This window comes from Bradyrhizobium sp. NBAIM14, assembly GCF_020193895.1.
GTDB lineage: Bacteria > Pseudomonadota > Alphaproteobacteria > Rhizobiales > Xanthobacteraceae > Bradyrhizobium > Bradyrhizobium yuanmingense.
Window position 1 is genome coordinate 66124 of the sequence record NZ_JADYVQ010000013.1, and the last position, 25534, is coordinate 91657.

A 25534-nucleotide genomic window follows, 5' to 3' on the forward strand; every position below is an offset into this window, starting at 1 on the left:
AGCCATGCGTCATAGTAAGCCGTGTCGCAAAAGGTGGAATGCGACCATGGAATTGGAAGACTTACAGACCTTCCTCGAGGTGGCGAAATCGGGCGGAGTTTCTGCTGCGGCCCGCAGGCTGGGTCTAGCGAGTCCGCTATAAGCCGGCGGCTGTTCCGCCTAGAGGACGAGCTTGGCGTTGAACTTTTGGCACGCAACACGCGCGGCGCGGCTTTAACAGAAGCGGGCGTAATCTTTCGCGAGCATGCGGCACGAGTCTGCGCTGAATCGAGATCGCACGGGAGGAACTATTGCCGGAGGGCTATCTGCGCGGCGTGCTCAGGGTGGCGGGTCCAATCCTCCTTCAACCAGCACTTCGCACCGTCGCTCGCCGAGATGGCGCGACGTCCCCCACTACTCAACATCCACGTCCGTTATAGTGACGGCTACGTCGACCTGATCGGCGAAGGCTTCGATTGTAGAATCAGGGTGGGATAACCTTCCCGACTCCGATCTTGTCGCTCGCCCGATCAGCTCCTTTCAGGTTGCGGTCAGTGATCTCCACTTAAACTTGAGTATGATGTCCAATTTGGTTGTCGCGATGAACAGTGATCGCTCGCGCCTGAAACGATGGTACACGGACGCCGCAATCAGAAAATGCCCTTCATCCAGAAACAGCCTCCACAAGCCCAGACCTCAAACAACATTGTCCTGCTGCCGATACAGTTGGGCATGATCCTTTTGGGGGTGGGCCAGAAGTAAGCGACCAAGTAGACGTTGCTCGCTCCGTGATCCTAAATGAAACGAAGATTTCTCATAGCCAACGAATCCCAGCGATCCTTACACGCCGTAGATGTTCCAGTTTGATCTGTTGGCATCAACTGCGCCGAGCGCAGTAGCCGCTCCACGAGGCTGCAGCGACTTGCAAAGTTCAACGCCTGCGCCCAAGTCGACATGTGAGAAATTACCCGCTCGTCGAGCTCCAGCGACTTTGGTTACCCCTGTCGGTTCACGACGCGATTGCATCCGAGGAGAACACGACCTGGGAGACGCCAGGTCGCCGAACTGGAGAGGACCATATCGTGGATAGACTGGGTGCGATGGCGATCCTTCTGAAGACCGTGGACGCAGGCAGTCTTTCCGCCGCCGCCAAGGAGCTCGATGTGCCGCTTGCCAGTGTCAGCCGGCGAATTGCGGAGTTGGAGTCTCACCTCGACACACGCCTTTTGAACAGAACGAGCCGCCGATTGAGCTTGACGGAAGCGGGACAGCTGTATGTCGAAGCAAGCAGGCGCATTCTCGAGCAGGTCGAGGAAGCCGAACGCACCGCAACGGGGGTCTATCACGATCTAAAAGGGCAATTGAGCATCGCGGCCCCGGTGGTCTTCGGTCGCACGCACATCATTCCGATCGTTTCGGATTTCCTGCGCAAGTACGCTGACATCGACATCAGGCTTGTGCTCGCCGATCGGCTGCTTGACCTCCTCGAGGCTGAGATCGATGTCGCCATCCGGATCGGAGACCTCGATGACAGCAGCTTGATCGCCTTGAGGGTCGGCTCGGTTCGTCGTGTGACTTGTGCCAGCCCGACATATCTGGCCACTCACGGTTGGCCGAAAGACCCGCAGGACCTATTGCGGCATACTTGCATCACCTTCGACAACCTCGCGTCGTCGGCGGCTTGGCGATTTGCGGGGCCGAAAGGTCAAGTGGTTGTTCCCGTACACTCCCGGCTGACGGTTTCAACCGCAGAGGCCGCAGTGGATGCAGCCGTCGCAGGATTGGGGCTTACACGCTTGCTCTCTTATCAAATTGCACACGAGATCCATGCGGGTCGACTCGCGGTCGTTCTCGAAGACTACGAACTGCCGATTTGGCCGGTCAGCATCGTACATGCGGGTCAGCAACTCCTGCCCAAAAGGGTACGCGCGTTCCTCGACTTCGGGGTCCCCAGATTAAGAGATCTCCTGAGGCAGGATCCTGACGCATTCCAGCCCTAACGCACGACACGGCGCATTCCTGCGTCCTTGCGTTCTCAACTTCTTCCGCTCACGACCGCTGCCCCCGTCTTCAGGCCCGTTTGGCATTCGACAGAACGGCAGCTTGATCGATCGCAAGAGGATCGCTCAGCGAGCAGTTCCGGCGTCCTTCGCGACCATTCAACCTTTCGCGATGAAACTGTTTGCCTCTGCGAGAAGCCTGTAAGCGGATCGCATAATGGGTTGATCAAGCCCTTCTTCAAAGCCGCTGATTGTGCTCCCAATTATCGTAGCTGCGTCGTCGGCGCGCCCACTCGCAAGCACGAGTCGCGCCAAGGATATCGCCGCCCGCAGTTCGAATCCCTTTGCCGACTGATAACGCGCATCCGCCACAGCCTGACGCAGATGATGTTCGGCCTGATCCAGATCGGGTACGGGGCCCTTTGCAATAATCTCGCCACGTGCGCGAAGCATGTCGGGTAGCAGATACAACTCTCCGCTGGATTCCGCCCGGCAAATGGCTTCATCGAGGGTCTCCATCGCCTCCGCGATCAGTCCGTCCGCAGCGAGAGCTTCAGAGAGCGAACGCAAGAACTCCGTCGAGAGCACCCTGTGACGATGGGCATGAAGAACGGAGATGGCTGCTCTCAGGTCGGCTATCCCCATGTCAATGTTGCCGCGCAGCACCGCGACTTCACCGCGCATCGCGATAGCGACCGCATGGTATGGTTCAAGCGCGTTGTCCGCGGCGCAAGCCATAATGCGTTCGATCTGCGCTCCTGCCTTATCGAGATCCTCGGACCAGATGGCAATCGTGGTTGTGTAGATCAACGCGATGCACAGCGCAACTGGCTGCTGTCTCTCGTTCGCTTCGATAATGACCTCATGAGCAAGAGCCACGGCTCGATCGAGAAAGCCGCGCACCCACAGCGTACGCACCAGCACGATCAACCCACGAATTCGGTGGTCGTATCCAATCGAATTGAACTGAGAGGCGTCAATGTGAACTGAACGCCGTAGTGCCGCCTCACAATAGATCTGGGCATTCACCTGATCGCCGCCCAAGTGACAGGTGGTCCCCTGCATCCATTCAGTCATCGCCAACAGATCATCGCGAGAGGTTCGCGCAGCAAGCTCCATCGCTCGGCGCGATACCTCTTTCATTCCATGAATGTCTGCGATGCGCGCCCGGAAGATATGCATTGCCGACAAGAGGCGGAGTTCCTGTTCATCGCTCTCCAGCGCTTTGGCGAGCGACAGGCCCCGCTCGATCGAATGTCGCGTTTCCTCTCGATTACCCCGCGTAAACATCTCGGAAACGGCGAGCCCTTCCCATAGAGTAAGCTCGATCTCGGAACCGCGTTCAGAGTCGCAAAGGAGGTGGAGCGCCCACTCGCACCATTTTCTACATTCCTCGAGAAGAGAGCGCCGAAGTAGAAGGGGGACGGCTCGAACAACCAGTTGGACGGCCGTTCTGCGTTCCGACCGATTTGAAAAGCACCAATCCAAGGCAATTCGCAAATTGCCCATGAGACTGACAATATCCTCCTGAACGAGACTTTCCCCTGTTTGACACGATCGTTGAACTGCTATGAGACGGCTGACGACATAACTGGCGTGACGGCGAGCGACAGACGCGTGTTCTCCGCTTTCCGCGAGCTTCGCCGCAGCATATGTCCTAGTCATGTCCAGAAGACGATATCGAACCTCGCCGTTCGTTCCATCGACGCTAATCAATGACTTTTCCGCGAGCCCGACCAATGAATTGACGACCTCGAGCGGATCAATGCGGTCGTCGGCAACGACTTCCTCTGCAACGCGCACAGTGATTGAACCGACAAAGATCGATAGGCGGGCAAGCACCAACTGATCCGCCCTGCCAAGACAATTGTAGCTCCAGTCCAACACCGCGTTCATTGTCTGGTGACGGCAGACGGCACCGCGACGCCCCTGCCACATCAGCTTGAACCGGTGATTCATCAATTCGCTGGTGCCGATGATGCCGTGACTGGCGGCGCGACTTGCCGCAAGCTCGATCGCCAGCGCCATCCCCTCAAGACGACGGCAGATCGAAACTACCGATGGAACCTCCTCGTCAGCAAGGGCACGCCGATGACCGTTAGCCGCCGCGCGCTCCATAAAAAGCTGAATCGCAGGCCACTCGATCGCCTGATCAGCGCCGAGATCTGCACCATCGGGCGGGCAGGCAAGGCCCTCCAGGCGATAAACATTCTCACCCTCAGCGCGCAAACCTTCGCGACTTGTCGTCAAAATGAATAGATTTGGTGCTCCGGCGAAGAGGCGCTCGGCCGCCGCCGATGCCGCCCCGATGACATGTTCACAATTGTCGAGCACCATCAGCAACCGACGGTTTCCTATATGGGCGATCACTTCGCCCAGTGCATCGCCCGACTGGGTGGTCAGGCAAAATGCGGCGGCAATCGCGACGTCGACACATTCTTCGCTAGTGACGATGCTCAAATCAACGAAGATTGCTTGGTTGTCGAAGTCCCCCATCAGCGCGTGAGCAACCGCGATCGCAACGACCGTCTTGCCCATCCCCCCTGCCCCAACGACGCTGACAAATCGTGAGGTATGCAGCGACGCAGAAATTTCTGCGATGTCGTCCGCACGGCCGATAATCCTACGAAACGCCGACGGGAAGGTTCGGAAGCAGTTCTGGATGGAATCGGTCGGAAGGCCGAACGACGCTCGACTCAGCGTCTCCTCACGCTCGACCCGCGCGACGAAGGAATACCCCCGTCGCGGCACGGTCTTGATATATTCGATACCATCTTTCGCGTCTCCTAGCGTGCTCCGGAGGGCCGCGATCTGAACGCGTAGGTTGCTGTCGTCGACAACAAGGCCGGACCAGGCAGACTCCATCAATTGCAGACGGGTCACGACGTTTCCGGAATTTTGGACGAGCACCAGCAAGATGTCGAACCCACGCCCGACCAGCTTCACCTCTTCACCATCACGACAAAGACGCCGTTCCTGCGGCCAGAGTTGGTAAGGTCCGAACTTCAGTACTTCCCGAGGGTCAGGAGACATCTCACTCATTCACGACTCGATGACGAGGCAATCAGGGCCCCTGTGCTTGAGTCCCTCTTGTCCAAGTCAATTTTGCCAACTGACCGCCTCGCATATCGCTCGCCGCGAGCGACACAGCTGGCCAAGCATACAGCAGCAGTCACGGACAACGCGCTTGCTCTTGGGAAAGGTAATATCAGTGCCCTGAAATAGGAGTAGAAGTGTTGGCGTCCAGGGCATTCGCTCGCGGACGATCGTTTGCTGCCTCCTCAGTCGGTAACTACTTCCCCAGCGCGAGAAGTCTCCGCAACCCAGAGGATCAGTTATGTCGATGCCTTCAATCGCTTCCTTCCGACCGCCAATCTACAGCCGCGGGATCATTGAAGCGTGCGGCGCCGATAGGTGCTTTGAACTGAACGAACTCGCTGACGCTCCCAGCCGCGCCATGACCTCTCCACAACCGGTGAGCAATGTGGTCAGTACGTCTTCTATCGTTGGCGCTCCAGGTCGCCTGCAAGGAAGCGCTTGATCGCATCGTTGAAGAATAACGGATCTTGCAAGAAGGCAAAATGACTGACGTTTGGGAGGATCAACAGCCCTGCACGCGGAATGGTCGCTGCCATGTATTCCGTATGCTCCCGCTTGATTCCTTCATCGTGCTCTCCGTCAACCACCCAGACCGGGGCGTGGATGGTGCGGAGCTGCGCATCGTCCCAGTTCGGCTGGCTTTGCCACATCTTGTCGATCTGCTCCTGAAACGCGGCATATTCGTTCGGAGTAGGAGAAAGTCGCGCATAGTCCCTCCCCGCACGCGCCATGTAGGCCGCAAATACCGGGTTATTGGCAAAGTCGTCCTGAAGGCCAGACGTCTTGGTATTAGCACCGAACGCAAAGACGCGCGTCACCCGATCGGGATAGCGCATTGCCAGATCAAGCCCGACGATCCCACCATCGCTCCAACCGACAATTGCCGCTCTGCCGATTCGCAAATGGTCCAGCAGTGCAACAACATCATCCGCCATGAGATCATAGCTGAAGGGCCGTTGGTCTCGTGTGCTGCGCCCGTGGCCGCGGCTGTCGACTAGAATGACCCGGTAAGAACTCTCGAGGGCACGGGCCTGGTCGGCAAGATAGTCGGAGTTTGCGAGCCCGCCGTGCAGCAAAACCACGGGCGGGCCGACCCCGATCTCCGTATAGAACAGATGGATGCCGTTGATTTCGATGCTGCCGCCATGATCAGAACCAATAGGCGCCGGAGTAGGCGGTAATGTTCTCCATAGCTCCTCGGCGGAGACCCCGGGCGCGAACGCCATGACGAGGAGAGCGGTCAATACTCGGTAGATGCGTAAAATGCCGCAACCCCTGCCGCCGGTCCACCGCTTGTGCGATCCGCAGCTCGCTCTCCCCGGTGATTCCGTGTCCGCCCGAGTTCGTGCCTTGATGTACGATCTCACCTTGTCCGTGGCATGGGATCTGATCATTTTTTCTACGCCTTTCTAATGGGTGCGCGACAAATCGCTCGACTCACCGTATCGAGACCTGTCGTGCGGACGGATCGACGACGTCCTGACGACCACGCCCGCAAGCCTCCAATGCACGCTGCACTGGCCCGCTGCATTCGGTGCAGCCCCAGATGCACATTTGCCTGCTTCCGGCAAAGCCGTCATCGATCTCCGAGCACACGTGTGCTCGGCTCTCTTGTTGATTGGCTCCAAAAGCGGCAGCGCCTGGATGGTCTTCGCCCCATCATCAAGCCAGAGATCACCCCTCCGCAGCGCAGCCTGCCCCCGAGAACCAAACATGTTCAGGTCATCGTGTAGACACCGCGCGAGATATTGGCACATTCGTCCCGCTACAACAGGCGCATGCGAGAAGCATGGTTGTTCAATCTGAGATCATCACAATCATGTGCAGCGAAGACTGAGGCTGCCGTGCAAAGGCGGCACTGTACGCCGCAGCCCACTGGGCACATCCTCATCCGTAGCGTTCTCTTACTTGTCTGTCGCACAACTCTGCGTCTGGTCTCATTGGCCAAACCGACACCCTTCATCGCTACTCCTGACACCGGAGTCTGCTTTCGAATCAGCAATAGCTTCTGAACGATCGAGCATGTCTGCGATGGCGGACAACTCAGGATAAAACGCCTTTACGTACGCCAGACCACCAGCCAGTACGGCTGCAAGGCCCAAGGACATGATCCCCAATAGCGAACGCACGAGATCGGATTGCGCGCATAGATGATAACTCGTTCGGCACCTCAGCATCACCCGAGACTTAAGGTTCGCTTCACCCAATTGCGGTGAGGAATGGCGCGCAACTTGCCGGCTGGACGGCAGTCCGGGCCTAAATGACCTCTCTGATCTCTCGTCGTGTTCACCGCGGAGATACATCGAACACCTTCGCACAGCTCTGTCGAGTTACTCTGGCCGCCACGGCCTTCAATGCGGTTCTATCGACCTTACTCAACGCACTACGTGGCATATCAAGAAGAACTTTCAGCCGCACAGGTAGTTTGTAGTTCGCAAGCTTGCTTGAAGCGTTCCGCAGGATCTCGGCACAAATCGACTCCTTCGCCCCGACAGCGAGCCTGACGAAGCCGAATACCCTCTGCCCGAGCACCTCGTCCGAAATTCCAACAACCGCCGCCTCGACGACAAGCGAGTGCGATGCGACGAGCGCTTCTTCAACCTCGAGCGGCGAGACGTTGGCGCCACCGACGACAATGATGTCTTTCTTCCGCGAGACGTACCACAACTCCTCCTCGTTGCCGCGACGCATGATGTCGCCGGTATGGTACCAACCTCCTCTGAGGCTTTCTGCGGTCGCCTCAGGATCATTCCAGTACCCCAGAAACACATTCGATCGCTGGACCAAAAGCTCACCTGCCTCCAGCGGAGCGACATCATCCCCGGCTTCGTTCACAATCCTGATCTTTGCTCCTTTTGAAATCCGCGCGACCGGACCCGGTTTCGTCCCAAATGTCAGCGATCCCACAACTTCCGTCGCCTCCCACAGATTGTAGAGCGGCGCATCAAAGGCGCTTGAGACTTGAAGCTGCAGCTCCAACGGACACACATCAGCTGCGGTGATACAGATCCGCAACGAAGATAGATCTCGCTCGCGAGATCGCTGTCGTTCCAGCAGCGCGCTATACTGCGCCGGAAACGCCATGAACCACGTACAGCCATAGCGCTCGATGCTCTCGAGACACTCATCGACGTCGAATGTTTCAAGTAAAACGAAAGGGACACCAAGTTGGATGAATGACAGGACGCTCATCAATCCACAAACCTGAGCCATCGACAGATGAACCACTATGACGTCATCGACCGACAGTTCCCAATTATCGATAATCATTGCGGTTGAGCTGGCTAAGGTCTCCCTGCTGTGCGTCACCAGTTTTGGTTGAGCTGATGTTCCAGATGTACAAATCAGGACGGCAGGCTCATCCTTTCTCGAACAGTGTGTCGGCAAATGTTTCACTGGGCTCTCGAAGAGTTCATGCCACGATCGGGCTCCTGCTCCATCCAGGCCGTTCACCAGAAAGCGCTTATCGTGCGGCAACGTCCCCTCGTCGAGGGAGGCAATATTCTCGTAGAGACGAGCGTCGCCTACATAGACTGTCGGCCGCAACCGGCGCACGAGCGACCGTAGCTCTTCGAACTTGAGGGCGGCATGGAATGGAGACGCGATGGCGCCGAGCCGAAAGCAAGCGTAGTAGGCTGCTATTAACTCGGGCCCGTTGTGAAGATGGGGGGCTACGCGGTCACCAGGCTCAACCCCCATCGCGGCTAGGCCCCAGGCGAGCTTTTCTGCTTCGGCACCGAGTCCTCCGTATGTCCACGGGACGCCCTTATAGATGAGTGCGGTCTTATCTGGCCGAACGACGATCTGCCGCATTAGGGCATCGATGGGGGCCGCTTTGCATGTCATCTGGTGTCCGATCCAACCATCGCGCGATACACGAGCAGCAACGTAGAGCCTCGGTAGAGCGCACTGAATGCTGATCCGGCTCAGACCATAAGATTTCGCCGGCTTCGATGTGCAAGGGTAACGATTATAAGAGATCTCGGCACGTAAGATCTTGCAAATCGAGGCAAGGATACGCAACAGGTCCATCGCTCAGCGCAGTCAGCTGATGCTCTGGCATGGGCGATCGGACGAGAACTGGCATGAGGTCGTGTCGACGCTTAAGCGACATTGACATCGTTTCCGAACTTCGTCGGCTCCGCCGCCGAATGTTGGATCGATCAACGATTGAAGCAGGTCGGGCGGCGCGCGCCGGTGCTCGCGTCATTGCATAATCAGCAACGGTTCTCGACGCACGGACATCGCAAGCTCGGTGGCTAAGATGCGGCTTTGCACCGGCAACTTGTGGGGCTTTGACCGCGCTCTCACGCAAGCGATTCTCGATGTCGGTGACAATCTGGGTGCAACGACACGTTATTCTGAGCCGAGCAATGCGGCTCGTCACCACATCGCTCGGCGCAACCAACGAGGACATGCCGCGGACCTGCAGCCTGACCCAGTCCGTTGGATCAGCATAGCCAAGTAGACGACATGAGCTTTGGCTCCTGATAGACGGTCGTGCCGGGCTTTCTACGGAATCCCGAAGCGCGACCTCCGGATGCCCGTAAACTGACTAGTACAAACACATAGCGAGGTAATTCACTTCGTCAGTCCTTGAGCACAGTGTTGTTTGCTCCCTTTTCGACGAGATCAATGACAAGGAGCTTAGTTGGCGCTTGTCCAACGTTCCGACCCTGATGCCAGTGCCCAACTGACTCCAAGATGAAATCGCCCTCCTTGAACACTTCTGTTTTTCCGGTCTCGGTGTTCGCCACCTGTAATGCCCCCTTGAGGACGTATCCATAACGAGGATACGGATGTTTATGTACTGGGAGTTTAGCGCCAGCCGGAATCTCGAACATCGACACCACCACCTGCGCGTCTTTCTGTGGAAGTACGACAGGATCACCTGCTGTCGTTGTCGAGCTCGACATCACTTGCCTCACGACCACGCTTGCTGCGGCTGCTTCTCTGCCACGCCCTTCATCGGCAGCATGTCCGGGAACAGTGGCTCCGACGATAATTCCGGCAATCGATATCACGACTTTTAGCTTCATTCCGACACTCCAGCTTGCATTCACATACTTGTAGCCCTCCATATCGATAACAACTTCAGTCGGCGTCGCATGTTAATTCTTGAAAATAGTTGCGGTCTGCTCCCGTAAGATTCGAACCGCCTTCGAAGTGATCTAGCTTGCACGAAACGATCGGGCGAACGCTTCACGCTCGAATATCGAAATGGTACTCGCCTCCACCGGGTAATCATAGGTATGATTGCAGCACCGTGGAGCTCGCAATAAGTGTCAGTGCCATTCTTAGCCTCGCAGGAGATGTCGAAGATGCCGACCTCAGGGATTTGCAACGACGGAACGGCGGTAGAGGCGTCTCGTTTGGCAATGTCAAGAATGATGGCCGTTGCCGGGCACGATCTGAAGCAACCAATCCAAGTCGCTGTGCTTTGCATGGAAAAGGCCGTCGAAGAGGGCGTCACAAAAAAGGCCGCTCACCTGCTGCGCACCGCGCTGGAGGCGATGGGAAGGCTCAGCAGCGAACTTAACGACATCGCCCGTCTGTCGCAGATGCATTCCGTGTTTCCGAAACGGCGTGTCGTGCGCATGACCGAGGTCCTGTCACGAATCGGACGCGAGTGGCGTATGCATGCACAGCTTCGTCGCATCAACTTGACGGTGTGCCGATCGGATCATCTGGTAAGGACTGATCCGGAGATGCTCTACACGATTCTGCGGAATTTTCTCGACAATGCCCTGAAGTACAGCGAAGCAGGTGGACACATTAGAGTTATATGCCGGGCAGCGGGCGACAACCTCCGCGTCGACGTTGAGGATGATGGATGCGGCATTGCGCCTGGTGTCCTCGATAGGATCTTTGATGCATTCGAACGAGGCGATCAATCGGACCGTTCGGATGGTCTCGGACTCGGCCTGTTGATTGCCCACCAAACGGCCGGCCTGCTCCGTCATCGGATATCTGTGCGATCCGTGCAAGATTCAGGCTCGCGTTTTTCTGTCGAGGTGCCGCTCCACTTTTGCGACGCCGGACGCGCACAGGCAGGAGCCACGAAGGACGAGACGGCGGCACATCGCGAACACGCATAATGCGAGAGCCTGCGTAATGCCCGTCATCTCGTGAAGGCATCAGCATTGACCTCGCCTCGGTCACTCTCAATGCGGCGCTCAACGAGCTCCGCGTTAGTCCGACCAGCTTGACAAAATAGTCGGCTTGCACTGCTCCGTCATGGCGACCTCCCGCCGAGTGGATCGCCATGACGCAGGACAATCATGCCCGCAGAACACACGTTTGCGATCTGCAAACCGAAATATGGCGCATCCAATTACCTCAGATAGGTATCGTCGGTGGGGACGCGCTTCGGATTGTCGTCGACGAAGGCGGCATGCGTCATTCTTCCTTGGGCTGGGGGACGACGCGCAGATAAGGCTTTAGCACGGTGAACCCGTCTGGAAACTTCGCACGAGCCTCGTCATCGCTCACCGACGTCGCAATGATCACATCATCTCCCTGGTTCCAGTCTGCCGGAGTCGAAACACTGTGCTTCGCGGACAATTGGAGAGCGTCGACGACCCGCAATATCTCTGCGAAATTGCGGCCCGTCGACATCGGGTACGATATGAGTAGTTTGATCCTCTTGTCGGGACTGATGACGTAGACATTCCGAACGGTCTGGTTATCGACTGCGGTCCGGGAACTTGATGTGGGCGCGGCATCTGCTGGCAGCATCCCGTATAATTTCGACACGACCAGTTCAGTGTCGGCAATCATGGGAAAGTTTGGCGCATGGCCCTGAGTTTCTTCAATGTCATGCGCCCATTCGGCATGTCGGCTCACGGGATCGACACTGAGCCCGATCACCTTTACGCCTCGCTTATCGAACTCCGGCTTCAGCCTGGCCAAAGCTCCGAGTTCGGTCGTGCATACCGGCGTGAAGTCTTTTGGGTGCGAGAACAAGATTCCCCAAGCGGTGCCCAACCAGTCATGAAAACTAATTTGCCCTTCGGTCGTAGCTGCCTCGAAATCTGGTGCCGGAGAACCGATAGCCAGCGGTCCGTTCATTGCGACTTCTCCTGTATTCTCGCTGAGGTTTGGATCGCGCTCGTTGGCGCGAGGTATTGGATCGTGTTGACTCGTTGACGGTTTTGGTGCGATGGGCTCGATCGTCTCAGCGCCCTCCTTAGCTGAATGGTTGTAGGTCGATCTGTCTGAAGGCTCAGTTCTTGCTCTTGTCGACCAGCGCGCCCTTCTTGATCCAGGGCATCATGTCGCGGAGTTTCGCGCCGACTTCCTCGATCGGGTGCGCGGCAAGCTTGGCGCGGGTCGCCTTGAACGAGGTCTGGTTGACCTTGTTCTCGAGCATCCAGTCGCGCGCGAACTTGCCGCCCTGGATGTCGGCCAGAACCTTGCGCATCTCCTTCTTGGTCTCGTCGGTGATGACGCGCGGGCCGGTGACGTACTCGCCGTATTCGGCGGTGTTGGAGATCGAGTAGTTCATGTTGGCGATGCCGCCTTCATAGATCAGGTCGACGATCAGCTTCACTTCGTGCAGGCACTCGAAATAGGCCATCTCCGGCGCGTAGCCGGCTTCGACCAGGGTCTCGTAGCCGCCCTTGATCAGCTCGACCAGGCCGCCGCAGAGCACCACCTGCTCGCCGAACAGGTCGGTCTCGCACTCTTCCTTGAAGGTGGTCTCGATGATCCCGGCGCGGCCGCCGCCGATGGCGGAGGCGTAGGACAGGCCGAGATCATGGGCATTGCCCGAGACGTCCTTGGCGATCGCGATCAGGCAGGGCACGCCGCCGCCGCGCTGATACTCCGAGCGCACGGTGTGGCCGGGCCCCTTCGGCGCGATCATCAGGACGTCGAGGTCGGCGCGCGGATCGAGCAGGTTGAAGTGGACGTTGAGGCCGTGCGCGAACACCAGCGCCGCACCCTTCTTCATGTTGTCGTGCAGGTGCTCGCGGTAGATGTCGCCCTGGAGTTCGTCCGGGGTCAGCATCATGACGAGGTCGGCCCATTTGGCCGCTTCGGCGACTTCCATCACCTTGAAGCCGGCGTTCTCCGCCTTCTTGGCCGAAGCCGAGCCCTTGCGCAGCGCGATGGCGACTTCCTTGACGCCGGAATCCTTCAGGTTGAGCGCATGGGCGTGGCCCTGGCTGCCATAGCCGACGATGGCGACCTTCTTGCCCTTGATCAGGTTCAGGTCGGCGTCGCGATCGTAGTAAACACGCATGGCTTCTTCCTTCCGTTCGGTGACTGAGGCTCTACCAACTCGCTCGTTGGTGATCCTTCGGCTGACGCTACCGGCTAGTCATAGAAGAACGCGACCACCCGTGCTGGTGCGGCCGAGGCGTTTTGGAGCCGCAACGGGAAGACGCCAACATCGAATCCGTGCGCCGGAAGCAACTCAAGCCCGCGAAGCTGCTCGATATGCCAATAGGGCTTGCGCCGGCCTACCAAATGGCCGGACCAAAACAGGTCATTCCGGTTCTCGGCTCGGCTGCGGCGGATCTGATGGTGGAATGGCAAATCCCACCCCCATTGATCGATCCCCATAACTTTCACACCTTGATCAATCAGCCATTCGGTCGCGGAGGGTCCCACTCCGGTGCCGCGTTTCCAATAGTCCGCTTGCCCTTGATATCGGTCACGTCCCGTCCGAATCAAAGCGATCGTTCCGCGAGCCAGCGTCGCTCCGGTTGCGGCAAGCGAACCTTGCAGATCCGCGACCTCAATTTCCTCGCCGTCCCGCTTGTGGGACATATCGAGCACCACACCTGCACCGAACATCAAGTCCAACGGCATTTGCTCGATGGTCGGCAATTTGCGTCCTTCAGCATCGGTTGGACCATAGTGCCAAGGTGCATCGATGTGCGTTGTCGAATGCACGCCCAGTCGGGTGATCGTATCGTCAGCCCAGCCCGCGAAGTCTTGTGGAAACAAGCGAAAGGGCAGACCAAGCATGCGTACCAGCCAACGTGCGCGACCGTGGGAATAGTGCTTCACCTTCACTTTCATGAAGAACGGATCAGCACGATTTTCAACGATCTCTTTTGAGAGATCGATGAACCGCGATGGTTGCAAGCGTGTCACAGAATACCTCGTGAATCGATCGCGGTGATGAGACGAACGACGGCGGCCGATCTCCGGTTTAACTTTGAAGTGCAGCGACGCGTCCTCATGTGTGCGAATTACCGGTTCGTCAACGTCTTCAAAACTTCAGAAAGTGCAGGTCGAAGCTGAAGCGGCGGTGTGCGGGCGCTTCGCGCAACGACATAAAAAGCGTCGGCATCGCCGCAGCCAGCGCAAAAGACCGCGGCAGCGTCCTGAGATGGTTTTCTGCTTTCTCCCGCCAAGAGCTTGCTTCCTTTCACTTGCGGTACGCGTCGGCAAATTGCGAGCGCAGCTTGGCCTTCTGTATCTTTCCTGTTGCCGTTTTGGGCATGGCCTCCGTGAAGATGATCGCCTTCGGGCATTTGAACGAACTGAGGTGCGATTTGATACTCGCCATCAACTCATCCTCGACGAGCGTTTCGCCGGGCTTGACCACCACCACCGCCGTGACGGCCTCACCCCAACGATCATGAGGCAAGCCGACAACCGCGGTCTCCTCCACCCTGGGATCGGCCGCGTAGACGGCCTTTTCGACCTCGATCGACGCGACGTTCTCGCCACCGGTTTTGATCACGTCCTTGAAGCGATCTTCGAACCAGAGAATGCCGTCGGCATCGAAGTGCCCGCAGTCACCGGAATGAAACCAACCATGGGCGAAAGCGACGTCAGTTGCAGCCTCGTCGCGCAAATAGCCTGATAGCACTTGTGGGCTTCGATAAACGATCTCACCCGACTGCCCTTCAGGCAGGAGCCGACCGGATTTGTCCATGATTGCGACTTGCACATTCACTGACGGCATTCCGACGGCTCCAGGATGGCTCAACTGATGCTCTGGACGGAGATAAGTCGAAAGCGGGTTCATCTCAGTCTGACCAAACATCAGAGCAAACTCGCAACCGAGTGTATCCATTGCCCTCTTCAACTCGTGCGTCGGCATCGGCGCCATGGCGTAGATCGCCAGACGCAGGCTGGCGACATTGCGGCTGCGACGCTCGATGCTTTCGAGTAGCGCGCGATACATCATCGGCAAGGCAAAGACCATCGTCAGGCGGTCCGCCGCAATCAGATCGAGCAACTCCTCTGCTTTGAAGCCGCGCTGAAGGAAGAGCGACGCCCCGACCGCAATCGCCGGGGTCGCAATCACGTTCAGCTGCGCTGTGTGGAACAGCGGCATCAAGACCGTCGCTCGATCAGTCGCCGTCATCCGCGTATCCAACGCGACGCCCAGCGACTCGAGATAAACGGAAAGATGACTGCTGACGACCCCCTTCGGCGCAGACGTCGTCCCACTGGTGTAGAGGTATGAGAGCGGATCACGATCCTCCACGATTGCCTGCGGCTCGGCCGGTGACGCCCCCTGCCCGAGGGACGAGAAACCGCACTGGCGCCGCAACGTCGGCGGACCGGCGAGATCGTCGCCGATGACGATGACATCCCCGACATTGGGGGCACGTTCGAGCCCGCTTGCCAGCTGCTCTCCGAGCGTCCCCTCCACGACGACCCCCTTGACGTTGGCGTGATTGAGCACATAAGCCAACTCGCCGAGGCGCCAAAACAGGTTAATGGGCACGCAGATCAGGCCCAGCTTGGCGCAAGCGAAATAGGTGATCAGGAATTCGGCACAATTGCCAGACATCAAGGCGAGAGCGTCACCGCGTTGATATCCGCGCGTCGCCAACCCGTTTGCGGTTCGATTGACCCATTCATTCAGGTCCCGATAGGAGAATCGACGCTCGCCATCCACAACCGCCAGAGATGTTGGTGATCGTGCGGCGCTGCGAACGAGAAGGTCGCCAACATTGACGCGGGAGATCAGGTTTCGCTGCAGAACGATATCCATCTCGTCATCTCCTTATGTCCTTGTCTTCGGGTACCTGGGAAAGGACACGGACGTTCATCCGGACGTCGACTGCTCGTTGAGATATCGTTCGCGGAGCTTGAATTTTTGGATCTTGCCGGATGCTGTTTGCGGAAATTGCTCTGCAAAACGCCAGATGCGCGGCACCTTGTAGGAGGCGAGTCGCTCTCGACAGAACGCAATCAACTCGTTCACGTCGCACTGATGCCCGGGTCTGATCTGTACAAACCCGACGGGGACCTCGCCCCAATCGCGATCAGGCACGCCAACGACCGACGCATCGAGCACAGCAGGATGTGTATGAAGGACATCCTCGATCTCGCGCGGGTAGATGTTCTCACCTCCGCGAATGATCATGTCCTTGCGGCGCCCCTGTACACGGCAGTAGCCATATTCGTCTAGACTTCCGAGATCTCCCGTATGAAGCCATCCCTCGGAATCGATCACTGACGATGTCGCCTCCGGATCGTCGAAATAATCTTTCATGATCGAGTATCCACGAGCGCAGATCTCGCCGATTTCTCCTCGCGGCACGGTCGCGCCAGTATTCGGATTGACGATCTTGATTTCTGTCTGCGGCAACGGCGGACCCACGGTCGATAACCAGTCGGGATGACGATCGTCGGGCCGCGTATGCGTCAGATAGGGAGAAGCTTCCGTCTGGCCGAAGCCGATTGCGACCTTCAAGCCGCACAGCTGTGCCTGCCGGACCAATTCGGGGGGCACAGGTGCGCCTCCGAGCGTGACGAGCCGCCACGATGAGAGATCTCGATCGGCGGCCCCGATTACGTCCAAGATGCGTACCAGCATGGTCGGTACGCAGAGTAATATCGTTCCAAGCTCTTCCTCGACCAAGCGAAGCATATGCTGCGGATCAAAGGCAGGAGGCAAGACATGTGTTCCGCCCGTTTGCAGCGCGCCGAGCGTGCAGAGACTGCATCCGGCCGTGTGAAACATCGGCATCGGGTTGATCCATATGTCGTCGTCCCCGGCACCTATCGTCCGCGCGAACATCCGGGCGTTGTTGATCAGATTTCGATGAGTCAGGCGAGCTCCCTTCGGCCTCCCTGTGGTACCCGACGTGTACTGGATCTGGGCAACATCGTCCGGTGTCACAGAGGCGAGGGGCACGGATTCGTCGCCGCCCTCGACGAAGCTCGACCATGAGGACAACGGAATGACCTCGCGGAGCTCCGGAAGCAAGTCGCGGACGTCGTTCACGGTGGCGAGGAGGTCCCGATCTCTATAAGTATCCTGTACAATTACAGCGCATGCGCGTGATTGCTTCAACAGGAATGCAAGCTCGTCACCGAGATAGGCTGGATTGACCGTTACAAGCGTCAATCCCGCAAGAGCCGCGCCGAACTCGATCAGGACCCATTCCGGCACATTCGACGACCAGATTGCGACATGTTCACCTGGGCTGAAGTGCATCGATAGCGCGCGAGCGACAGCTTCGGACTGGGTAAGAAGTTGTTCGAAAGTCCAGCGGCGCCGCGCCGCCCTGTCTGAAGTGCCTTCGACCAGCGCCAAACGAGTTGGCCATGTGGCGGCTGCGCTGCGGAGAGCATCACCAAGCGTGATATCCAAGACGGATTCGCTGAGATCGGCGGACTGGTAGGAAAGCTGTGAAGAATTGCAACGTGTCGCGCACATGAGGGCTCCATGCGGTTGCTGAAGATCAACCGGTCATTCGAAACAAATGGCCCAACCACGTCTCACGGCTGCCAGGATATTCGCATGATGTCGATGCGACGGATGCCGCTGTGGCCTCTAATCGTAGGCGCTTCATCCAATCGGAGTTGAGGTATTCTGGCCGCGAGCGCCGCCAGACTCTCCTCTAGTTCGATACGCGCCAGCGCCTCACCGAGGCAGCGATGGGCACCGGCTCCAAAGATGGGAAGCAACCGTGGCTGGTCGGTTCGGCGAATGTCGAAGACGTGGGGTCGTTCATAGGCCTCTTCGTCACGCGCGGCGGACATGGTCGACAAGAGGACGAATTGCCGGGCTGGAAGAACAGCGCCGCTGACCTCGATGTCTTCAGTCGTCACCCTGCTGAACGATGCCACGCTCGGCTCGAATCGCATTGCTTCCGCAACTGCGTCCGGGATCAACGAAGGATCGCGACACACAGCGTCCCATTGCTCCCTGTGCTGGAGAAGAAGCGCCAGTTGCATGACGACGGCGACGCGAGTCGTATCCGTGCCGCCGATGATCAACTGCACGATCTGGAATACGATCTCGAGTGGCGACAACTCGCCGGCTGCGTCGGCCTTCGCCAGGAAATCAGAGAGGAAATCGTCACGGGGGGTGCGCCGCCGGTCTTCGAGCGTCCTCTCCACGTAGATGCGCAACTTTTGGCACGCCGACTCCGATTCGGGAACTTCGTCCGGCAATATACTGGTGCTGAGAAATCGGGTCACCGCGTAGACAAGTTCTGTAAAGGACGGGATATCAGCCCGCGGCAGGCCGAGAAGATCGCCAATGACGCGGGCCGGAAGTTGAGTTGCGAACCGATCGACAAATTCGACCTGACCATCGGCATACCAGCTCTCAATCAACTCGTCCGAGGCGCGCCGTATATGCGGTCGCAAATCGGCCATCGTTCGAGCCGCAAAGCTTCTGGAGAACGGTGAGCGACGGCGGCGGTGAACGGCACCGTTTGCGGTGAGCATTCCCTCCTTGAAGAGGTCAAACAGCGCTCCCTCCGTGACCCCAAACAGTTCCGGGCGGGCGGTTTCCGATGCTGCCATACGGGCATCGGTGCTAAGCCGCTCGATGTCTGCATGGCGGAGCACGAAATAACCTCCCGTTTCATGCCTCACAACGGGATAGGCGGCACGATACCTACGGAACATACCGTGAGGATCCGCGTCGAGCTCTGCGGCAGTGAGAACCGGCAGGTCTTCAACAGCAGCAAGTGCCTCGCGATCCTCTACGCGCATTATCTCTGCCATGGCGTTACTCTCCTTGACCCGGTGTCTCATTAGAGACCCTCACGCCTTACATCTCGATTTCCAAACGACGGAAATTCGTTACAATCGTAACCAGCGGCGAAGCGATTTACGGCTGGTGGCTCGGCAGCGCGACCCGGGATCGGCGCAGCATCGTCAAGGCGGTCATCGCAGCAATCATAACAGCGCCTTACTGCCCACTCGATTTCCGAACGTCCATGGATTCCGATATCGCGTAACGTCCGGTCGTCGAGTTTCATCAAGGCAGGAACTGCACTCCTGACCTTTCCCTCCCGCCGCAGATGCAATCGCAAGAGCGCCAGCTTCTCACCGGCCGAGCGTAGCCAATTGCAACGTCGCTCCGGTTGCGCCTTGCGCGGCAGAAAGCATTGCATGACCTCGCCTTTGTCCTCGGCACCGAGCCGACCGACGCGATCTACCGGCTGGTTCGGCTCCCGATCTCTTCGCGCCGCCAGGATCTCGTGGACCGGCATGGCCGCGGTCGGATGCAACGCCGCACCATAGAGCGCAAACCCTTCCATGAAGGCGAGGATCACCGACCATATTATACCGCCCCGGTCCGGCTTGGCTTCATCCGGCGCTCTATGCGCGCTGGAGTCCGAGAGCCCCTGTCTTCCGATGCGGTCGACATCCAGACGTCTCGCGCTGGAGCGTCCGGACAATGCGGGCGTATCTTGGCCATCGCGCCCCGTGCCATCCGGACGAACTAGCTTGACCACCTTTTGAGAATGCGTCTTCATCATGGATCTCCCACGCGCTGTTTGTGGAGACCAATGTCTACGCCGGCCGTTACACCTCGATCACAGTCCTCGGCAAAGGCGTTGCAGACGCAATCTGCTGGCCGCATTTGGAACAATCTAACAGTTGGGTCGACTGCATACTTGCGCCGACACCGCAACAGTTTCACTCACACACCTAACCATGCCGTGAACTCCGGCATTGAGAGCCACCGCGATACGAGAAGCGTTGCCGCTAGTCGGCTGCAAGAGCAGAGAGGAACGGATTGTTCAGACTAGCAATGCCGTCTCCCGCCAGAAGCGCTTTGCCACCCGCCATCCAATTTGCCCGTTGAATGAGGCCATGCTGCGTGGCGACCTGGATATCGCGAAGTCTTCTCTGGAGTGGAAAATTGTCGTAGATCGCTACACTTCCGGCAAGCTCGAAGCAGGTCCGAACAATATCCAGTGCTTCGGCAGCAATGTAGACAAGCGTCTGCACGGTCTCCCCAAGGGTTAAGGGGTTTGGTGGAACGTTGTTATTTGCGTCTGACCAGTTGGAGCTTACCTGAATGTTGAAGACAGCTTGCGCCCCTTTCAACCGACTATGACACTTTCCAAGTTCGAAATTGATCAGGTCTCGTCGGCCCGACATATCGTTCGCCCGTTCGTGCTCGACCGCGACGAGGTCTGAGACCGCGGCCTGTGCGATGCCGAGATGTACGGCCCCATGTCCCAAAGCGATCAAATGCGCAGGGTGGCGATACAATGGTGCATCAACGGAAAGCTCGCCGGGCCCGAGAGTTAGAACGAAATCGTCGGCCACGAATGCATCCGAGACCGAGATGTGGTGGCTTCCGGTCCCGCGTAGGCCCAACGCCTTCCAAGTATCCTCGATGGTATATAGGTCGGAGCGAAGAAGCATCTGCTTCGTGGTCGGCTTTTCGTCGGCATTCGGCTCGCCATCCTTGAAGCCAGCGATGATCCAGTTTGCCGCGTTGCATCCACTTGCCAAAGGCCACCGGCCGCTGACTCGCCAACCACCCGGCACGCGCTTTCCAACCCCTTGCGGTTGAGCCGAGCCGGCGATTACTTGGTCTGCGCCGCGACTGTATATCTCGCCAAGAGAGGATGTTGATAGCCGGGGCAGCACCAGGCAGGCGCCGCTACTGATCGCCGCGATCCAGCCGATCGAGCCGTCGATGATCGAAATGCGTCTGACCAGTTCCAGCGCAGTCGGAAAAGCCAGCTCTTGCCCCCCAAACTGCTGGGGTGCGAGCATTCGGAAGACGCCCATCGTTTGTAGTTGCTGAACGAGCGCGTCCGGCAGTCGGCGGATGGTCTCCATCTCGGCCAAATGCGGCTCGAACTTGACTCTTAGTTCCTCAACGCCTGGCACCTCAAACCCGGGGCTTGTCGACTTGCTTTGCTTATTCATGCCTGTCTCCTCACACGGGATCTCCAATTGTTGATCGCCCTGCGGCCGACCTTGCTGGCCTTCATTGAGACCTGCACGATTCTCTGGACGATCCCTGTGGGCTCTACGCCCCCGTTTAGCCAGCTATACTCCAGTACAATTTGACTTTCCCGTCAGACTACCTAGTTGACGCCATCGATTGCTCCACGCTCGAACTTCGTTGCATTCGTAAGGGCGGCCGTCGGTCAAACGCAACGCCGCACGATGGAACGCAAACCCTTCCGTGAACGCAAGGATCGCCGACGAGGTTGCACAGCTCCGGTCCGAGCCTGGCCACGTTTCGAGAATGCGTCATCATCATTGATCGCCCACACGCTGTTAGTGGTAACCAATGTGCAAGCCCGCCGTTACACCGAGATCACCGTTCTCGACAAAAGCGTTACAACTGCAATCAGCCGAACGTATTTAGAACAAATCCACCGGAACTGCGAAGACGTAGCCGATACCGCGCTGGGTCTGGATGACGCGCGGTGCAGTCGGATCGACCTCAAGCTTTCGCCTCAGTCGCAACACCTGGACGTCGATGCTGCGATCAAAAATGTCCTCATGGACCCGCGTCGCCTGAAGCAGATGCTCACGGGTCAGCGGACGCTGAGGCGCATCAAGGAAGGCAAGCAGCAGGGCATACTCTCCTTTGCTGAGCGGGACCGTCACTTCATTTGGATCGACGAGCCTTCGGCTACGGCGCTCGAGCTTCCAACCGTCGAATCGGTAACCTCCCCGCTCAAGAGCCGGAGCGTGCGCAACACGGCTCGCCTTTTGCCGGCGCAACACTGCCCGGACGCGTGCCATGAGCTCTCTCAGGGAGAAGGGCTTGATGATGTAATCGTCGGCGCCGAGCTCGAGGCCGACGATACGATCGATCTCGTCGAGACGGTGGCCAGTCGTAATGATTACCGGCACATCGGAATGCAAGCGGATCTCTCGCAACAGATCCAGACCGTCGTCTTGACCGAGGCGCAGGTCGAGGATGATTAGGTTGGGCTGGCCGGTCTCAAGATGTCGATTAAGTTCAGACCTGTTGACAGCCGCCTTGGCCGGAATGTTGTGCTCTTCCAAGTATCTGATCACCATCTGCCGCAAAGTGGGATCGTCATCGACAACCACTATGTGGCCGACCTCTGCAGACATATGTCACTCTCAATATCTGACGGCACCAGCAGAACCAAGTTCACGATCGAGTATCGCTCAAGAGAACCGAGCGACGACAGAACGTTGCGACGCGTCGGCACCGTCTCTCGCGCCCCAATGATTCCGTAATCCGCCGTTTCTGCGACCACGTCCGCCGGATGTCGCAAACGTGAAGCATTGTGATCCGCGCCATGCCGTACTCGACGGCGCCCGACACTCGGACCGCCGCACCAGCGGAAAGGCGTTACGTTTCCGTTTTCACGAGCAGCTGCTCGCGCTGCGATCGCAAGTCTTTGCGGCAATCCGATCGGTTGTCCGCGTAGCGTCGGCCCCGACCACGTCACGATGCGTTTCCGGTGTAACGATTCGATGGCTGGCGGAAGCGCTTGTGTAACGGCGATCCGGTCAATTCGGCTTGCGCAGTAAATCGGCCGCCCTGTAGCGACCGCGCACCCGATCATCAAGAGGTCAGCTCATATGAAGATTCTTATCGCGTCAACGCCCGCAACGGGCCATCTCAATCCACTGCTGGCGATCACTCAAATCCTGGTTGCCGAAGGCCACGAGATTGCACTCGTGACAGGCACAGCCTTTCGGGCCCGCGTCGAGGCCAGCAGCATCAAGTTCTTTCCTTTTCCCGAGGGCGCAGATTTCGATCCGAACGACGTCTTCTCGCTGGTCCCCGAGCTCAAGGCCATTCCCCCGGGGCTGGAGTGGCTGCGTGTCGCTTTCGAGCGCATCTTCGTCGACGCCATTCCGGCGCAGCACCAGGGGCTGCTGGAGGCGTTGCGGCAATTTCCCGCGGACATCATCGTCGCCGACGACATGCTCTTCGGTATCTTGCCGATGCTGCTCGGACCGCGCTCTCATCGGCCCCCCATCGCGTTGTGCGGCACCTCGATTCTGCATTGGGCCCGTGAGGACGGTGCTCCTAATTTCCTCGGCTTGCCACCGGCAAAAACTGACGTGGACCGGGATCGGTATGTAACCCTGGCGCGGGAGTATGACTCGGTTGTCGATCAACCGGTCTTGCTGCGCCTGAACCGCGCGTTGCACGGTCTCGGAGTCGGACCGATCGCGATACCGCTATTCCATTCCGTGGTCGCTCTCGCGGATTCCTATCTGCAACTATCGGTGCCGAGCTTCGAATTTCCACGCGACGTGCCATCTTCGGTGCATTTCGTCGGGACGCCTCCGATCATTGCTAACCAGGTCCCGCCGCCGCCTTGGGCGAAGGACCTCGACGGCTCGCGCAAAGTCGTGCTGGTGACGCAGGGGACAGTAGCCAATCACAACTTCAATTTGCTGGTCGCCCCGACCCTGGCAGCTCTCGCCAACGAGCCCGACATCCTGGTGATCGCGACGGCGGGCGGCCGTACGACCGACGCCATTCCCGGCAAAGTGCCGTCGAACGCACGTGTCGCAAGCTATTTGCCGTTCGAATGGCTACTACCGAAGGTTGATGTGCTCGTCACCAACGGCGGCTACGGGAGCGTCAACCAGGCTATGAGCTTCGGCATTCCCCTGGTTACCGCAGGACTGACCGAAGACAAGGCCGACGTCAACGCGCGGGTCGCGTGGTCCGGAGTCGGCATCGACCTAGCGACCAACGAGCCGACGCCGGAAGCTTTGCGCGAGGCGGTGCGGACAGTGCTCGACGTGCCACGCTATCGATTGCGCGCGTTGCAGATCGCGGACGAGTTTGCAGGGATCGATACGCGGAAGGAAGTTCACCGGATCATCCGCGAACTCGTTGCAGACGATAACAGGTTGTCACGCGTCCGCCCGGGCGCGCCGAACCGGGATCGGCGCGCCGGCCGGCGCGGGTGATCGGGTAGCCAGCCGCGGCACGGAGGACGGTGCCACCGCCCTCCGTCCCCGCCATCAGGGTTCGTCAATAACCACGGATGTTCGTTCATGCGCATGGAACCTGACTCCTTCGCCTACGTTCTGCTGCTCGGGATGCTGGCGACCGTGCCGTATTCCGGCATCGACATCAATCTGCCGGCCCTGGCAGCCACCGGCACCACCTTTGGCGCGAGAGCATCGGACGTCGGGCTGACAGTGAGCGCCTTCATGGTCAGCCTTGCAACAGCTCCGCTGATCTATGGACCCGTCTCGGACCGTTTCGGCCGGAAGCCGGTCCTGGCATTTGGCCTTGCGCTGTTCGTCGCCTCCAGTCTCGGCTGTGCGCTTGCCAGCTCGCTGCAAGTTCTGTTGTTGTGCCGCTTCATTCAAGGTATCGGCGCCGCCGCGACCATCACCATCTTTGCTATCATACGTGATCTCTTCACTGGCGACGCTGCACGAGCCCGAATCGCCAACGTCATGGTCGCAGTCAACATCGCTACGGTGATCGCTCCGACGGCAGGCGCCGCCCTGCTTGCGACCGCCGGCTGGCGGTCGATCTATGCGGCCCAGGCTACGATGGGCTTCATGCTGCTCGTGGTGGTGATGTTTCGCTTCGCCGACACCGCGACGATCGCTCCGTCCGCCCGCCTGGTGCCCACCGCCGTGATCGAAAGCTATCACCGCGTCCTGACGCATCCGGGGTCGTTCTCTTACATTCTGGTCGGCGCGGCCGGCGGCGCGACGGTGTTTGCCTACGTCACTGGATCCTCCCTCTTCTTCGTCGGAGCCGTCGGTCTCTCACCTGGGCAATATGGCCTTATCTTCGCCGCTTGCTCGGCTGCCGTGATGGCCGGCGCCTTCCTCGACGGGCGGCTGGCCCGGCGTGGGATATCTTCGGCAGGCATGCTCGCCACCGGGCTGACGCTGTCGGCAGCGGCCAGCGTCGCCCTGCTGGCGATGACATTGTCCGGGTGGATGCCCACGGGGCCCGTTGCCGCGCTGCTGATGGCGGTCGCGCTGGGCTTCGGGCTCAGCCTGCCGAACTTGACGAGCGCCACGATGCAACATCTTCCCGACATCGCCGGTTCCGTCAGCGCGGCTGCCGGAAGCATCCAACTCATCGCCGGGGCCATATCGAGCGGACTGGTGGCAGCTTGCTTCGATGGACGGACCGCGTTCTCGATGACGGCGGTCATGGCCGCGTCGTCGCTCCTCGCACTCTTCCTATATTTCCTGGTCGCCCGTCCCGCCAACCGTCGGCTGCGACTGCATACGATCGATACCAGCGGCGCGATCCGGAATCCCCGCTGCTAATTTATCTA

At 58.7% G+C, this 25534-nt stretch carries 17 protein-coding genes and 1 pseudogene; 5 read left to right on the top strand and 13 right to left on the bottom strand.

Annotation, left to right across the window (positions count from 1 at the left end):
- Positions 1–46: 46 nt before the first annotated feature.
- Both I6F28_RS25865 and I6F28_RS25870 read left to right on the top strand, forming a co-directional pair.
- Positions 47–511: pseudogene (locus I6F28_RS25865) on the top strand (LysR family transcriptional regulator); the annotation flags it as partial.
- A 550-nt stretch (positions 512–1061) separates the two neighbouring features.
- Positions 1062–1979 carry a LysR family transcriptional regulator gene (locus tag I6F28_RS25870; protein WP_225141754.1) on the top strand — a complete coding sequence of 306 codons (918 nt, stop codon included), beginning with the start codon at positions 1062–1064 and terminating at the stop codon, positions 1977–1979.
- Positions 1980–2138: 159 nt separating this feature from the next.
- Here the strand turns inward: I6F28_RS25870 and I6F28_RS25875 are convergent, their stop codons facing one another.
- The 4 genes from I6F28_RS25875 to I6F28_RS25890 all read right to left on the bottom strand — a co-directional run bounded on the left by I6F28_RS25875 (position 2139) and on the right by I6F28_RS25890 (position 10117).
- Positions 2139–5021 (bottom strand): ATP-binding protein, encoded by a 2883-nt coding sequence (locus tag I6F28_RS25875; RefSeq protein ID WP_225141756.1) that lies wholly within the window; start codon positions 5019–5021, stop codon positions 2139–2141.
- Between the two features lie 458 nt (positions 5022–5479).
- Positions 5480–6304 carry an alpha/beta fold hydrolase gene (locus tag I6F28_RS25880; protein WP_225141758.1) on the bottom strand — a complete coding sequence of 275 codons (825 nt, stop codon included), beginning with the start codon at positions 6302–6304 and terminating at the stop codon, positions 5480–5482.
- 1060 nt (positions 6305–7364) lie between these two features.
- A complete protein-coding gene (locus I6F28_RS25885) occupies positions 7365–8891 on the bottom strand; it encodes a class I adenylate-forming enzyme family protein (RefSeq protein WP_225141760.1) in 1527 nt (508 codons plus the stop codon).
- A gap of 776 nt (positions 8892–9667) precedes the next feature.
- Entirely contained in the window at positions 9668–10117 is a 450-nt protein-coding gene (locus tag I6F28_RS25890; RefSeq protein WP_225141761.1) for a cupin domain-containing protein, read from the bottom strand.
- Positions 10118–10465: 348 nt separating this feature from the next.
- Between I6F28_RS25890 and I6F28_RS25895 the strand changes: the two genes are divergently transcribed.
- Complete coding sequence (locus I6F28_RS25895; RefSeq protein WP_225141763.1) at positions 10466–11176, top strand: sensor histidine kinase; 711 nt, start codon at positions 10466–10468, stop codon at positions 11174–11176.
- 301 nt (positions 11177–11477) lie between these two features.
- Here I6F28_RS25895 and I6F28_RS25900 read toward each other — a convergent pair whose 3' ends face one another.
- From I6F28_RS25900 to I6F28_RS25940, 9 genes are all read right to left on the bottom strand, one after another.
- Positions 11478–12149: a peroxiredoxin gene (locus tag I6F28_RS25900; RefSeq protein WP_225141765.1), complete on the bottom strand. Its 672-nt coding sequence runs from the start codon at positions 12147–12149 to the stop codon at positions 11478–11480.
- A gap of 154 nt (positions 12150–12303) precedes the next feature.
- Positions 12304–13323 carry a ketol-acid reductoisomerase gene (gene ilvC / locus I6F28_RS25905; protein WP_225141767.1) on the bottom strand — a complete coding sequence of 340 codons (1020 nt, stop codon included), beginning with the start codon at positions 13321–13323 and terminating at the stop codon, positions 12304–12306.
- Between the two features lie 74 nt (positions 13324–13397).
- Positions 13398–14183: a cyclase family protein gene (locus I6F28_RS25910; RefSeq protein ID WP_225141769.1), complete on the bottom strand. Its 786-nt coding sequence runs from the start codon at positions 14181–14183 to the stop codon at positions 13398–13400.
- Positions 14184–14460: 277 nt separating this feature from the next.
- Positions 14461–16044, bottom strand: coding sequence for an AMP-binding protein (locus I6F28_RS25915; RefSeq protein ID WP_225141771.1), 1584 nt, complete (start codon positions 16042–16044; stop codon positions 14461–14463).
- 54 nt (positions 16045–16098) lie between these two features.
- The gene (locus tag I6F28_RS25920; protein WP_225141773.1) at positions 16099–17652 is read right to left on the bottom strand and encodes an AMP-binding protein; all 1554 of its coding nucleotides are present in this window, start codon (positions 17650–17652) and stop codon (positions 16099–16101) included.
- 128 nt (positions 17653–17780) lie between these two features.
- Positions 17781–19019: a cytochrome P450 gene (locus I6F28_RS25925; protein WP_225141775.1), complete on the bottom strand. Its 1239-nt coding sequence runs from the start codon at positions 19017–19019 to the stop codon at positions 17781–17783.
- A 29-nt stretch (positions 19020–19048) separates the two neighbouring features.
- The gene (locus tag I6F28_RS25930) at positions 19049–19780 is read right to left on the bottom strand and encodes a YjiS-like domain-containing protein (RefSeq protein WP_225141777.1); all 732 of its coding nucleotides are present in this window, start codon (positions 19778–19780) and stop codon (positions 19049–19051) included.
- Positions 19781–20009: 229 nt separating this feature from the next.
- Positions 20010–21191: an acyl-CoA dehydrogenase family protein gene (locus tag I6F28_RS25935; protein WP_225141784.1), complete on the bottom strand. Its 1182-nt coding sequence runs from the start codon at positions 21189–21191 to the stop codon at positions 20010–20012.
- A gap of 444 nt (positions 21192–21635) precedes the next feature.
- Positions 21636–22361: a response regulator gene (locus I6F28_RS25940; protein WP_225141785.1), complete on the bottom strand. Its 726-nt coding sequence runs from the start codon at positions 22359–22361 to the stop codon at positions 21636–21638.
- 477 nt (positions 22362–22838) lie between these two features.
- Between I6F28_RS25940 and I6F28_RS25945 the strand changes: the two genes are divergently transcribed.
- Both I6F28_RS25945 and I6F28_RS25950 read left to right on the top strand, forming a co-directional pair.
- Positions 22839–24191 carry a glycosyltransferase gene (locus tag I6F28_RS25945; RefSeq protein WP_225141786.1) on the top strand — a complete coding sequence of 451 codons (1353 nt, stop codon included), beginning with the start codon at positions 22839–22841 and terminating at the stop codon, positions 24189–24191.
- A 93-nt stretch (positions 24192–24284) separates the two neighbouring features.
- A complete protein-coding gene (locus I6F28_RS25950; RefSeq protein ID WP_225141918.1) occupies positions 24285–25526 on the top strand; it encodes a multidrug effflux MFS transporter in 1242 nt (413 codons plus the stop codon).
- Positions 25527–25534 lie beyond the last annotated feature (8 nt).